The organism is Echinicola soli, assembly GCF_006575665.1.
Taxonomy (GTDB): Bacteria; Bacteroidota; Bacteroidia; order Cytophagales; family Cyclobacteriaceae; genus Echinicola; species Echinicola soli.
The window spans coordinates 211,834-225,450 of record NZ_CP041253.1; the positions used below are offsets into that span (position 1 = coordinate 211,834).

A 13,617-nucleotide genomic window follows, 5' to 3' on the forward strand; every position below is an offset into this window, starting at 1 on the left:
AGCAAATTTAAGATTGACTCTACACAATCAACTATTACTGGCAATATGAAAGCAAAAAGCTATGCATATATCTTGGTTTTAATTTTTTCTGTGGGTGCCTGCGTGTCTCCCCCTGATAATTTCCCTACCGTTCCGGAGATCAGTTATGCTGGACTTTCCTACCTGGAATTGGACGGTGCTTCGGATTCCCTCAAGGTTGCCATAAACTTCCGGGATGCAGAAGGAGACCTTGGTTTAGACCCAAAAGAAGACAATCCTCCCTACAACCCACTCATATTCCTTACCGACGAAAGCGGAAATTACATCACCTATTCCAACCGTCCTGCCGATGCCCCCAACTACAACCCGAGGGATTGGGAGGTAAAACCAACCATTAATAATGAAACCATCGAAGATACCCTTTGGGTGGAGCATAACCCGGATTATTACAATATCTTCGTGCGCTTTTTCATTAAGAGAAACGGTACGTTTAACGAATTCAAATGGACTGACGCCCCATATTACACCACATTTGACGGGCGTTTTCCGCTGATACTTAACGACAATAACCAACGGGCCGTAGAGGGAACCATTGAATACTCCATGCTTTCCTCAGGATGGCGATCCATCTTCCGAAACGACACCGTCCGTCTGGACCTGCAAATCCAAGACCGGGCACTCAACAAGAGCAATGTGGTTTCCACGCCTGAATTTACCCTCAATCAAATTCAGCAGCAATAAATCAAAACGGCTTAAATCAATCGCTGATTTAAGCCGCTTATATTTATGCCCTTTGCCAAGGGCCTAAAATTCCTTTATTACAATCTCCTACTACCATATTGGATAGCTTACCGGATCTACTTCATGCATGATACGATAGGCTTTTTCCACCACATCATCCACGCTAGGCTTGGAGAAATAATCCCCATCCGAGGAATAAGCAGGACGGTGTGGCTGTGCAGAAAGGGTCACTGGCTCAGAATCCAGCTGATAATAGGCCTTTTGCTTTTCCAAAACCTGCTGCATCATATAGGCTGACGCACCTCCCGGGACATCTTCATCGGCAAAAATGACACGATTGGTCTTTTTGATGGACTCAAAAATGATATGATGCACATCAAAAGGCAGCAACGTCTGCACATCTATCACCTCCACAGAAACGCCATATTCATCCAACTGCCCGGCTGCATCCAGCACGACACGGCACATGGCACCATAAGTTACCACGGTAATATCCGTGCCCTCCCTGAGCACTTCAGGCCTGCCCAAAGGAACGGTAAACTCACCCACATTGGAAGGCATCAGTTCCTTTTGGCGATAAGCATTGAGGCACTCGATCATCAGCGCAGGCTCATCGCTTCTCAATAGCGTATTGTACATCCCCGCTGCTTGCGTCATATTTCTTGGTACACAGACCAACAATCCGCGCAAGCAGCCCAAAATAGCACTCATGGGCGAACCTGAATGCCAAACACCTTCAAGACGGTGTCCCCTTGTCCTCACGATCATAGGAGCCTTCTGACCGCCTTTGGTGCGGTAATGGAGACAGGCCAAATCATCGGTCAGCGTCATCAGGGCATAGTAAATATAATCCAAATACTGGATCTCGGCAATTGGGCGCAAGCCGCGGAGGGCCGTCCCTATTCCCTGACCAATGATCGTCATTTCACGGATTCCTGTATCGGTAACGCGCAGCTCCCCGTGCTTCTCCTGAAGCCCAGCAAAAGCTTGGTTAACGTCACCGATTTTTCCCACATCTTCCCCAAAAGCAAACACCCTGGGGTCATTGCTGAGCATTTGATCAAAGCACGCCTGCAAAACTTCCCTGCCGTCCACCGTTGGAGATTTATCGGTATACACTGGATCGACTATCTTAATGCGCTGATTCCCTTCTTCGGACTCACTATAGAGATGGCTATTATAACGATCATAATTGCGACTCTTCTGCTCCTCGTACCATTCTTTTAAAGGAGTCCTGGCCTCTTCTGCATCAAAACGCATTAACAACAACGTCTTCCGAACCGCTCCGAAAACATCTTTTCTAATTGGATTAATTGTTTTGGAAAGATCACCTGACAGCTGACTGAGGGCATCTTGCTGCTTACTGTGACTAGCCGCATCCTTGATCAGGCCAACGACCACTTTAAGGTCAGATTTAATATCTTCTGTAAAGGATTTCCAAGCTTTTTCCTTTTGTTCTCTCACAAACCGAACAGCCTCTTTATCGATTTCATTCAGTTCCTCCTCGGTTGCGATACCGTTTTCCAGAATGTAGGTACGGAACATCATGTTACAATCATGATCTGCCTCCCACCGCAGTCTCTCCTTGGACTTGTAGCGCTCATGCGATCCAGAAGTAGAATGCCCTTGAGGCTGCGTCATTTCGACCACATGAACCAGCGAAGGCACGGAGTGTTCCCTTGCCAGTTCTTCGGATTTTTTATAGGCCGCATGAAGGGATTCATAATCCCAGCCTTTGGCCACAATGATCTCCACTCCAGGCTTTCCCTCTTCCCGCTGATACCCAGCCAAGGCTTCCGAAATACTGCCTTTGGTGGTCTGGAACTCATTTGGTACTGAAATACCATAGTCATCATCCCAAACGGAAAAAACCACCGGAATCTGTAAAACACCTGCCGCATTGACCGTCTCCAAAAACATCCCTTCGGCACAAGAAGCATTTCCGATGGTTCCCCAGGCAATCTCCTTCCCGAGCCCCTTGAACTGCTTTAGCTTCTGGAGTTCTTCATTTTCCCTAAACAGTTTGGACGCGTAGCCCAAACCAATCAGTCTAGGAACTTGCCCGGCAGTAGGTGAAATATCACCACCTGAGTTTTTGGTATTTCTGATGTCCCTCCAAGAGCCATCATCGTTTAGCGAGCGGGTGGCAAAGTGTCCATTCATCAAACGCCCACCGGAAGCAGGCTCCTCCTTGACCTGGGTATGCGCATAGAGCTGTGCAAAATATTCCTGTAATCTCAACTCTTCAATCGCAAACATAAAAGTCTGGTCACGGTAATATCCAGAACGCCAATCGCCCTTCCTGAAATATCGTGCCATGACCACTTGCGCCAGTTCCTTGCCGTCACCGAAAATCCCAAATTTAGCCTTGCCCATAAAGACCTCTTTCCTTCCCATTAAGGAAGCTTGACGACTCTGCTGAACAATTCTATAGTCAAATAAAATTTGATCCTTCTCTAAATCTAGATTAACCTTATGTCTTGGTAACGTTTCCAATTCTATCATATTTAAATATTAACAGCTATTTTGGGTTTTTCAAGGTACTTCAAAAATACTGATTTTTAAGTTCTATACAAATAGAACCCTCAAGTATTAACTCATAAAACCGATAATAAATTTCAAAAACAATTAAACTTAACAAGTTTAATAAAATAATATTCCGATAATAACGAAATAGCGATAAAATTACAATATTTTAAAATTTTACCTAATTGTATTAAAGTAACGTCAATTTTTAAAAATCCTATCACCAAATAAAAAACATCTAAAAAGAATTGTTTTGAAACTTTATACATATCAGGATATTTAAAAAGAATTTTATTCTACAAACAACTAATTTTCTTACCCGTACCAAAATAATCAGTAAGTATCTAACAACCAATCACCTTACAGTTAGTATATTTGCAAGGTAAGTAGTATATCCAACCAATAACAGTTATGATCATAGGGATACCCAAAGAGATTAAAAACAACGAAAACAGAGTTGCCCTAACACCTGCTGGTGCTCAGGAACTGGTCAAAAGAGGCCACACCGTATATATACAGCACACAGCCGGTGACGGCAGCGGTTTCCCCGACTACCTTTATGAGGAAGCAGGAGCCAAGATCCTCCCCACTATTGAGGAAACTTACCGCATCGCTGAGATGATCATGAAGGTCAAAGAGCCTATTGAGCCGGAGTATGACCTTGTTCGTGAAGACCAACTTTTGTTCACCTATTTTCACTTTGCTTCCCACGAACCACTGACCAATGCCATGATCAAAAGCAAGTCAGTTTGTCTCGCTTATGAAACGGTGGAAAAACCAGGAGGAGGCCTCCCTCTCCTTGTCCCTATGTCGGAAGTAGCCGGTAGAATGGCCACGCAGAAAGGTGCAAATTACTTAGAGAAGCCACTTGGCGGAAAAGGCATCCTCATGGGAGGCGTGCCCGGCACATTACCTGCAAAAGTCTTGATTCTAGGCGGAGGAATAGTCGGAACACAAGCCGCTTGGATGGCGGCTGGCATGAAGGCCGATGTCACTATCCTGGATGTTTCGCTCCCACGGATGAGATACCTATCCGACGTGATGCCTGCGAACGTAAAAACCAGAATGTCCAATGAATACAACATCAGGGAACTGATCAAAACCGCCGACCTGATTATTGGCGCGGTACTTATCCCGGGAGCCAAGGCACCACACCTTATCACCAGGGATATGCTGAAGGAAATGCAGCCTGGCACCGTACTCGTAGATGTGGCAGTGGACCAAGGAGGATGCATCGAGACCTGTAAGCCTACGACCCACCAAGACCCCACCTTTACTATCGATGGTGTACTACATTACTGCGTAGCCAATATGCCAGGAGCTGTACCTTACACTTCTACCATCGCACTGACCAATGCCACCCTTCCTTATGCTATCCAATTGGCAGACAAGGGATGGAAAAGAGCCTCTAAAGAAAGTATAGAGCTGACGACAGGGCTGAATGTAATAAAAGGGGATGTGGTTTATAAAGCCGTAGCGGATGCTTTTAACCTACCTTTCACAGCAGTGGAAAAACACTTAGAAAACTAAAAATCAATCCCTTAAATAGGATATTTCCCAAATATAAATAAAAAGACTGCTTTGTAAAGCAGTCTTTTTTCTGTTATATATGATTTACAGTCAATGCTGTCCTAAATAATTTTTGATTTACCCTTTAGTCTGTATTTGAAAGCAAATTGGGGACATATTAAGGAGTTTGAGCAAACAGATCCCCCTGTACTATTTTCAGGGGTGGTTTTTCGGGTTCCGTAAATGGGCTATCAAGCCATTTTTGCAGTTCGATTTTCACGAATATATTGAGCCGGATAAAGGCCACCAGATTGGACAGGTGCCAGCCGAATTTAGCTGTTGCCTTCATGACTTTGATCAGCAGGATGGTGATCAAAGCCGTCCATATCTGGATCATTACTGCATTTTTAGAGGTTCCGATAAAGGTTTTGATATGCAATAGCTGCTTGATGTCCCGAAAAAACACCTCAATCTCCCATCTTGATTTGTAGAGGTCCCCAATGGTCTGGGCCGCCCAGGCAAAGTTGTTGGTGATCAGTTCAATGGTCTGCCGGTTTTCCTCATCCCACACGGCCACTCTTCTGAGCCTTCCCTTATACTTGGTTTTGGATTGTGGGTTGGTCAGTTCGATTTCTTCGTCTTTGAGCACATGTTGGGCGGTTGTTTCGGGCAGCTCCCGTTCTTCGACGGTGCTGAAGGCAAGGTTTCCCTTGTGCCTGATCACGAAGAACACCCCTTTGCTGTCCCAGACGTTGAGCATGGGCAAGTCATTGTAATACCGGTCGGCGACGATCACCGAGCCCTTTTCCAAGGGAATGTCGTAAGCTCCTTTATTATCCCCGACACTCCCCTCGGTAATGTTCACGTAAACAGGGAGTTTCCCGTCATATTCCAGCAGGGTGTGCATCTTTACAGCTCCCTTTTTGGTACGGAAAGTAGCCCAGTCAAACACCGAAAGACAAAGGCTGATCACCGTGGCATCGAGCAGGTAAACGGGGACCTTGATCCTGAGTTTGGACCTCTTGACAGCTGCCTGCTGTCCTAAACTTCCCAGTAGGGAATAGTAAAGGTCCCTGAACAGGTCCGAATCCCTTCGTTTGTTCTGATAGCTGATACTTGATTTGGAGGGGGCTTTGGCAATACCAAGATGGTTAAGGTTCCCGGTAGCAGACCGGAGTCCGTTGGAAATGTCCCTTACCGAGGTGCTCTTGGCAAAATGGCAGAACAACATCGAGACAAGATGCGTCCAGCTGTCAAATCCCTTGCAGCCCTTATCGGTTTGCTTTTCCTTGACCAATTTCTTGAAAATTGATCGGTCTATCTTTTTAATAATCTGTGAAAACAATGTAATATTACACATGAGAGGTTCGTGTTTTTTGGTGCAAACCCAAAATAACTTTTTTGGGCAAAAAATAGAACCTCTCATTTTTTATTTAGGACGCTATTGATTTACAGTGGGTAAATATCACGGATCAAGCGGAAAAGTTTTTTGGAGGGGAATAGGGTTGGTTTCGATAGCACGCAGATGATGCAGATTAATAAGATTTACGCTGATTTTTTATAATAAACGCGATTTAAAATACCGTCATTGCGAATGCAGAGCAACGGAGTGAAGCAATCTCGTTTTCTTAATACGGGATTGCCACGTTCCCGATAGGTCGGGACAGGCTATACTTCCTCGCAATGACGGATTTATACTGATTTTATAATCTACACATTCCTATTGCTACATTAAAGAGAAATATGCTTACCAAAACCACCTGGAAATCTCTCATCTTCCAGAAATATTGCTTGGTCCTCAAAATGTGCGAAAAAGGAGGCAAGCGAAAAAGTTGAGGGCATGAATCCCTTTATTTTAATAGGATTTCTTTTTTGTTTTTTTGCCACAAAGATTCTAAGACCCAAAGCTGTTTGTTTTCCATGAAATTTGGAATCCGCCTACAAAAAACTTCGTGTCTTGGCGACTTCGTGGCGACCTACCAAATGAATATAAACCTTCTCCCGCCCCCAGAAATATTGCTTGATCCAATATCACTCGGATCATCAGGAACCGTAGTAGCCTGTCCCGAAATCCTTCGGGACAGGCTGGCAAATATCAGGAAAGAACTGATTTTGAAGCAATTTCACACCTGAATAAAAGAACAGAAAATAACATGCCCCTTACCATATTGGGTTACGTGCAACATTACGAATACACATATTTAGGAAAATAAATTTTCAAACTCCTCGACTTTTCTTTCCCTCAAAAACTGTATCGTCTTATCGATATCCACTGACAACACCCTGTCCTGGGCATTAAAACTCACCTGCTCCCGATAACACCCAACTAAGCCCTCCACAATAGCAGAACTCTTCGCAGGGCGTCTAAATTCCAATGCTTGTGCAGCTGTCAACAACTCTATGGCCAGGATCTTTTCCAAGTTATCCAAAACACGCAAGCACTTGGTGGCTCCATTGGCACCCATACTGACATGATCTTCCTGTCCATTTGAGGAAACAATCGAATCCACCGAGGCGGGCGTACAAAGCTGCTTGTTTTCACTCACTACTGAAGCCGCGGTATATTGCGGGATCATCAATCCAGAATGTAGGCCTGGATCATCCACCAAAAACAATGGAAGGCCGCGCTGACCGGAAAGCAGTTGATAAGTCCTACGTTCGGAAATATTACCAATTTCCGCCATCGCAATGGCAAGATAATCAAATCCCAGTGCCAATGGCTGACCATGAAAATTGCCGCCGGACAAAATCTCATCTTCGTCAGGGAAGATATTAGGATTATCGGTCACAGAATCGGCTTCACGCTCAAACGTCTTTTCCACAAAAGCCAACGTGTCTTTGGAAGCCCCGTGCACTTGGGGAATGCACCGGAAAGAATAAGGATCCTGTACCTGCTTTTCTTTTGATAAAGCAATTTCACTTCCTTCAAGATAGTGACGCATGGCTGCAGCTGTACTTAACTGCCCCTCATGAGCCCTCACTTGGTGAATCAGCGCGTTAAAAGGCTGCAAATTCCCATTAAAACCATCTACCGAAATCGAAGCAATCAAATCAGCCCACCTGAACAACGCTCCTGCCCGCTGGGTAATATGCACTCCATAGCTTAGCATGAATTGGGTACCGTTGATAAGCGAAAGCCCTTCTTTTGACCGTAACGTAACGGGCTGCCAGCCAAATTCCTCCAACACTTGAGCACTGGGCAAAATTTTACCTTCAAAATAAACCTCGCCCATTCCAATCAACGGCAAACTCAAGTGGGAAAGCGGAGACAAATCCCCAGAAGCCCCCAACGACCCTTGGTTATAGACCACTGGAAGTACATCATGGTTGTAAAAATCCACTAAACGCTGGACTGTTTCCAGCTGCACACCTGAATGACCCCGAGAAAGAGACTCAATCTTGGTCAGTAACATCAGCCGCACCAGCTCCTTAGGCACCTTCTCTCCCACCCCGCACGCATGCGACTGTAGTAGATTATACTGAAGCTGCTGAATCTCCTTTCGATCAATCCTTACTTGCTGCAAATAGCCAAATCCGGTATTGATCCCGTAAAACAGGGCCGTCTCATCCTGAGAAATCTTATCATCCAGGTATCCCCTGCATCGCCGGATCCTTTCCATGGCCGCAGGCGATATCACCAAAAGCTCACCACTGGACACTACACGGTGAATCCTCTCTAAAGTAACGGGCATTTCGCCAACTTTATACTCTCCTCGCTTTACTGCAACATCTATCATCATAGGTCGATTTAAAATCTGTAGAAATAAATGGGTTTATACACTGACAACAGCAAAGGTCAAGATTATAACTAATAATAAAAAATAGTATTATATTCACTATTTAATAACTAAAAGTGATCAAAAATGGAATTGAGACAGCTAAGATATTTTTCGGTATTGGCAGAGGAATTGCATTTTCGAAAAGCAGCCGAACGACTGTTTATCGTCCAACCGGCCCTTTCGAAACAAATCAAATTACTAGAGGAGGAGCTGGGAACAGCCCTGTTTAAAAGAGATAAAAGGAATGTCCGGCTTACTGCTGCAGGCCAATACTTTAAGAAAGAAACTAAAGGCATCCTAGATCAACTGGAATTGATAAAAAGCCATGCCAAGCTAGTGCAAGAAGGCGAAAAGGGTGAAATCAGGATCGGCTACGTGGGATCCTGCATCCATACGTTTTTACCTGATGTGCTTACCGAAATGCACCAATCCCACCCCCACATCCAAACCTATCTAAACGAAATGACCAGCCGTACCCAATTAGAAGCCATTAAAAATGGAGAATTGGACATTGCCTTTCTAAGAAACCCCTATCCTCAGCCCCAATATGGAAGTCAGTTGGTATTCAGGGAACCTTTTTCTCTTGTCCTCCCTGCAAACCACCCGATCGGCCCTGAAAATTTCCAAAAAATCTCCCAACTAAAATCAGAAGAGTTTATTCTTCCCACTCAGGCGGACGGGGAATTATACTACAGACTACAGCTGAGCATATGTGAAGACGGGGGATTTTCTCCTCACATTGCTCACGAGACCGTCCATGGACATACCGTACTTAACCTCGTGGACCATGGACTGGGCATCACCTTTCTTCCGGTCTCCTTTGAGCACGTCTCCAATGCAGCCGTAAAATTCATTCATTTACCCGATATCCCCCAAAAGGCTGAAATCACCGCACTCTGGAACAAGGAAAACCCCAACCCCAGTCTCCAAAAACTCCTTAACTACATCCCCTGCATTGACTGACTCCCGCTAACAGCACCAGCTATATAATTAACCTTCATTTTTTCACATTCCTATTTCAGTCCATTTAAATTTTCGTTATATTTCTTTTCTATTTCATAAAATACATAACGAAAGAAAAAAAACCATTATAGCGCCCATTTTAAATCCCCCTCAAATGATCAAAAGAAAAACAACATTCGCCATTTTGGCACTATTCCTTATCGGCTCACTCCAAGCCCAAGAAACCGAAAAACACCTTTCAGTCATCCCAAAACCAGCTGAAATGACCCTAAAAGAAGGGGATTTCTCCCTAAACGAGGAGACTTACATATTTGCAGAAAGTGACCAGTCAAGAAAATCAGCTGATATTTTCAATAATTTCCTGGACAAACTTTACGGCATCAGACTCCCTATATCGGCCCTTGAACAAGACAGACCTTCCATCGAATTATCTGTAACGACCGACGAGCATGACACCAATGAAAGCTACCAACTGGACGTTGACAAAACACACATCTCTATCTCAGGTTCTGAAAAAGGCATATTTTATGGGCTTCAGACCAGTCTCCAGCTCATCTCCCAAACCAACGGAACACTCACCCTTCCCGCGGTTTCCATTAAGGACAAACCAGAGTTTGGTTATAGAGGCATCATGCTGGATGTTGGTCGTCATTTTTTTGAAGTAGCAGAAATAAAAAAGATGATCGACCTGATGGCTTATTTCAAATTCAATAAAATGCATTGGCACCTAACAGAGGACCAAGGCTGGAGACTGGAAATCAAAAAATATCCCAAGCTCACAGAAATAGGAGCTTGGCGAGACTCCACCATCATCGGGCAATATTGGGACTACGACCCTTTTATTTATGATGGTGTAAAACATGGTGGATTCTACACCCAAGAAGAAGCGAGGGAAATCGTCAAGTATGCTGCGGACAGAATGATCACCGTCATTCCTGAAATCGAGCTCCCCGGACACAGCTCTGCTGCCCTTGCTGCTTACCCGGAATTTGGTAGTTTTAAAACGGACGGATACGAGCCAAAAGACGGAAAACCGCTGACCGGATCTGTCATGGCCATGAACGAGAAAGGCGAACCCTACGACAATGACCTCAACACTGCCGTCCCAGGATATTGGGGAGTCCATCCCAATATCTATGGCGTGAAAGAAGAAACCTTCCAATTCCTGGAGGACATACTCATGGAAGTGATGGACATTTTCCCCAGCGAATACATACACATCGGTGGTGACGAAGCCCCAAAAGACCACTGGAAAACCTCAAGCATCTCCCAAGACCTTATTAAAAAGGAGAACCTGGAAGATGAACACGAGCTACAGAGTTATTTCATTACCAGAATCGAAAAATTCCTCAATGAAAACAACAGAAAGCTCATAGGATGGGACGAAATCCTGGAAGGCGGATTGGCTCCCAACGCAACTGTCATGAGCTGGAGAGGTGAAAAAGGCGGAATAGCAGCTGCCAAGATGAACCATGACGTCATCATGACTCCCAATAGCCACATGTACTTTGACCATTATCAGGCAGAAGATAAAACCACCGAACCCGTGGCCATCGGCGGATTCCTCCCACTCGAAAAGGTCTACCATTACACTCCACGTCCTGAGGCGTTGACCGCTGATCAGCAGACCCATATCTTAGGGGTACAAGCCAATCTTTGGACAGAATATATTGCCACCAACAACAAACTGGAATACCACCTTTTCCCTCGTGCCCTGGCCTTGGCCGAGGTAGCCTGGATGGGTAGCCAGCGAAAGGACTACCAGGAATTCACCGCCAATCGCCTCCCCAAAAGGCTCGCTGAACTAGAACAGCTCCAAGTATTCTACCGGGTGCCCGAAGCCGAGGTCACTATATCCACCGATGAGCGCTCAGGCCGGCACATGATTGCTATTCGGCCCTTGGTAAAAGGCAGCAACGTCTACTATACCGTGGATGGCCACAAGGCAGACCAAACAGGAAACCTTTACACTGGTAGTTTCTTCGCCCCCATCACCGGACCTGAACAGGAAAGCCTGACACTGCGCTATATCGTCATCACACCCGAAGGCAGACAAAGCAACGAATTCTCATCCACCATTCAATAAAGGCCAATCTGATGAAAAAACTATCTTTAGCATTATTGCTCAGCCTTGCTGCGATTCCATTCTGGACACATGCACAGCAAACCTCTCTCACCCTGATGAGCTATAACATCTATCACGGGGAAAAACCTTACGAAAAGGGCAGTAAAAACCTGGAAGAAATCGCTCAGCTGATCAAAGACATCGACCCAGACTTTGTCGCCCTGCAAGAAGTGGACAGCATGACCCAGCGAACCGCAGCAATTTATGATAACACCCCTATAGACTTAGTGAAAGAACTGGCAAAGCGTACGGGGATGCATGGATTTTTTGCCAAAGCGATTGACTTTAGCAACGGAGGGTACGGAGAAGGGCTGCTCAGTAAGCATCCTGCACAAATGCGAAAAATCGACCTCCCCATTCCCGAGGGAGGAGAAGGAAGAGCAATGGCGCTAGCTACTCTTACATTGGAAAATGGGGATCAAATTACTTTTGGTGCCACCCACCTCTGCCATCAGTTTGACGCTAACAGAATGGCGCAAACCAAGGCAATCGTGGAACACCTCCGAAAAACAAATGGAGCCGTGGTGGTAGCAGGCGACCTTAATTTCAAACCAACCGACAATCCATATCCTATTATGGAAAAAGATTTCACTGATGCAGCCGCTGCTTTTGGAAACCCGCAAGCTACCATCCCATTTGACAATCCCACATCACGGATTGACTATGTATGGCTTTCCAAAAATGTCAATTGGGAGATCAAGGAAGTAAAGGTGATCCCAGTGGACTTTAGTGATCATATGCCTGTAGTCACTAAAGTCATCTTAAAGGAATAGGATCAAATAAAACGGGCCTTTCCCAATTCTGGTGAAAGGCCCTTATTTTTTAGCCAGCGATAATCACTTCCACATTATTTCTCTCGAGCATTTTCACATGCTCTGTTTCGATCCGATCGTCTGTTATTACTTTATGCACTTTATTAAAGCCTGCAATAAAAGCCAAACCTATTTTTTTGAACTTGGTCGAATCTGACACCACGATCACCTCCTCTGCGATATCAATCATGATCTGGTTAAGGTACGCTTCCTCCATGTAGTGAGTAAACACGCCCACATCAGCCTTAATCCCATCGACTCCCAAGAACATTTTATTACAGTGCAGCTGCTTCAGGTTTCGCTCTGCCATAGGCCCTACCAATGACATGGAAAACTCCTTCAGGAAACCTCCTGGCATCATTACATCCAGGTTATCATAACTTGCCAAATTATTGACAATATCCAATGCATTGCTTATCACGGTCAATCGTTCAAACTTGGCGAGGTTATTGGAAATCTCAAAAGTGGTCGTCCCTGAATCCAATATAATGGAATCATTCTCCTCAATCATCGACACCGCTTTCTTACCAATCTTACGCTTGAGATCCAGGTTAATCTTTTTCTTTTCAGTTACCGGAAGAGCCATATTATTGGTCTTGAAGGCTCCTCCGTGAGCCCTTACCAACAGTTTATTTCTTTCTAAATTTGCAAGGTCATTTCGGATCGTCACCTCACTTACGCCCAAGGCTTTACTCAGTTCACTGACATTAACCTGCCCATGCTCATCCAAAACCTCCAAGATCCTGGATCTTCGCTGTGCCGTCTTTTTCATATCTATTTATCTATCTATGTTTTATTAAATAATACAGTTCTCTTAAAAAGTCTTTCGAAAAATACTCAATAAGTTTCATTTATCAAACACCTCTTTAATTCATAACCTTTTGATCGCTATCAAAATAACAAGACATAATTTACGATTATAACTTTTTACTTTAGAACGAACGCCTAAACACAAAATTATATTTTCGTTTTTTATTTACCTGAAAACTTAATTAAAAGACAACTTTAACGAAAGCAAAGTTTTCGATTGTTTCCAATTTATTGATTTTATTTATTACTCACAAAGCCCCTTAACCTTCCCAAACACCTTGTTTTCAAGCAACTAATCCCGCACTTTTCCACATGCACTTCCCATAATTCCCATGCTAGATCAAAGTCCTTTATAGTACCTTTTGACAATACC

9 protein-coding genes are annotated in these 13,617 nt (G+C 44.5%); 5 read left to right on the top strand and 4 right to left on the bottom strand.

All coding sequences use genetic code 11. The features are described from left to right. Window positions 1-45: 45 nt before the first annotated feature. Entirely contained in the window at window positions 46-720 is a 675-nt protein-coding gene (locus tag FKX85_RS00975; RefSeq protein WP_141612974.1) for a hypothetical protein, read from the top strand. Between the two features lie 90 nt (window positions 721-810). Here FKX85_RS00975 and FKX85_RS00980 read toward each other — a convergent pair whose 3' ends face one another. Further along, window positions 811-3,225 carry an alpha-ketoacid dehydrogenase subunit alpha/beta gene (locus FKX85_RS00980; RefSeq protein ID WP_141612975.1) on the bottom strand — a complete coding sequence of 805 codons (2,415 nt, stop codon included), beginning with the start codon at window positions 3,223-3,225 and terminating at the stop codon, window positions 811-813. 432 nt (window positions 3,226-3,657) lie between these two features. On the opposite strand from FKX85_RS00980, the gene ald reads away from it, so the two are divergent. Beyond that, the gene (gene ald, locus FKX85_RS00985) at window positions 3,658-4,776 is read left to right on the top strand and encodes an alanine dehydrogenase (protein ID WP_141612976.1); all 1,119 of its coding nucleotides are present in this window, start codon (window positions 3,658-3,660) and stop codon (window positions 4,774-4,776) included. A 157-nt stretch (window positions 4,777-4,933) separates the two neighbouring features. Here ald and FKX85_RS00990 read toward each other — a convergent pair whose 3' ends face one another. Together FKX85_RS00990 and hutH are read right to left on the bottom strand one after the other, a co-directional pair. Further along, on the bottom strand, window positions 4,934-6,115 hold the full coding sequence (locus tag FKX85_RS00990; protein WP_141612977.1) for an IS4 family transposase: 1,182 nt from the start codon (window positions 6,113-6,115) through the stop codon (window positions 4,934-4,936). 841 nt (window positions 6,116-6,956) lie between these two features. Continuing rightward, on the bottom strand, window positions 6,957-8,495 hold the full coding sequence (hutH, locus tag FKX85_RS00995) for a histidine ammonia-lyase (RefSeq protein WP_317130660.1): 1,539 nt from the start codon (window positions 8,493-8,495) through the stop codon (window positions 6,957-6,959). A 123-nt stretch (window positions 8,496-8,618) separates the two neighbouring features. Here hutH and FKX85_RS01000 point away from each other — a divergent pair, with 123 nt between their 5' ends. From FKX85_RS01000 to FKX85_RS01010, 3 genes are all read left to right on the top strand, one after another. Continuing rightward, window positions 8,619-9,497 carry a LysR family transcriptional regulator gene (locus FKX85_RS01000; RefSeq protein WP_141612978.1) on the top strand — a complete coding sequence of 293 codons (879 nt, stop codon included), beginning with the start codon at window positions 8,619-8,621 and terminating at the stop codon, window positions 9,495-9,497. A gap of 154 nt (window positions 9,498-9,651) precedes the next feature. Next, entirely contained in the window at window positions 9,652-11,583 is a 1,932-nt protein-coding gene (locus tag FKX85_RS01005) for a beta-N-acetylhexosaminidase (protein ID WP_141612979.1), read from the top strand. Between the two features lie 11 nt (window positions 11,584-11,594). Further along, window positions 11,595-12,395 carry an endonuclease/exonuclease/phosphatase family protein gene (locus FKX85_RS01010; protein WP_141612980.1) on the top strand — a complete coding sequence of 267 codons (801 nt, stop codon included), beginning with the start codon at window positions 11,595-11,597 and terminating at the stop codon, window positions 12,393-12,395. A 49-nt stretch (window positions 12,396-12,444) separates the two neighbouring features. Here the strand turns inward: FKX85_RS01010 and agaR are convergent, their stop codons facing one another. After that, complete coding sequence (gene agaR / locus FKX85_RS01015; protein WP_141612981.1) at window positions 12,445-13,206, bottom strand: transcriptional repressor AgaR; 762 nt, start codon at window positions 13,204-13,206, stop codon at window positions 12,445-12,447. Window positions 13,207-13,617: the final 411 nt, after the last annotated feature.

What these genes read in the sequence shown, in the direction of transcription:
- FKX85_RS00975 (WP_141612974.1), top strand. Translation starts at nt 46, where the DNA reads ATGAAAGCAAAAAGCTATGCATATATCTTGGTTTTAATTTTTTCTGTG.
- FKX85_RS00980 (WP_141612975.1), bottom strand. Translation starts at nt 3,225, where the DNA reads ATGATAGAATTGGAAACGTTACCAAGACATAAGGTTAATCTAGATTTA.
- ald (WP_141612976.1), top strand. Translation starts at nt 3,658, where the DNA reads ATGATCATAGGGATACCCAAAGAGATTAAAAACAACGAAAACAGAGTT.
- FKX85_RS00990 (WP_141612977.1), bottom strand. Translation starts at nt 6,115, where the DNA reads ATGTGTAATATTACATTGTTTTCACAGATTATTAAAAAGATAGACCGA.
- hutH (WP_317130660.1), bottom strand. Translation starts at nt 8,495, where the DNA reads ATGATGATAGATGTTGCAGTAAAGCGAGGAGAGTATAAAGTTGGCGAA.
- FKX85_RS01000 (WP_141612978.1), top strand. Translation starts at nt 8,619, where the DNA reads ATGGAATTGAGACAGCTAAGATATTTTTCGGTATTGGCAGAGGAATTG.
- FKX85_RS01005 (WP_141612979.1), top strand. Translation starts at nt 9,652, where the DNA reads ATGATCAAAAGAAAAACAACATTCGCCATTTTGGCACTATTCCTTATC.
- FKX85_RS01010 (WP_141612980.1), top strand. Translation starts at nt 11,595, where the DNA reads ATGAAAAAACTATCTTTAGCATTATTGCTCAGCCTTGCTGCGATTCCA.
- agaR (WP_141612981.1), bottom strand. Translation starts at nt 13,206, where the DNA reads ATGAAAAAGACGGCACAGCGAAGATCCAGGATCTTGGAGGTTTTGGAT.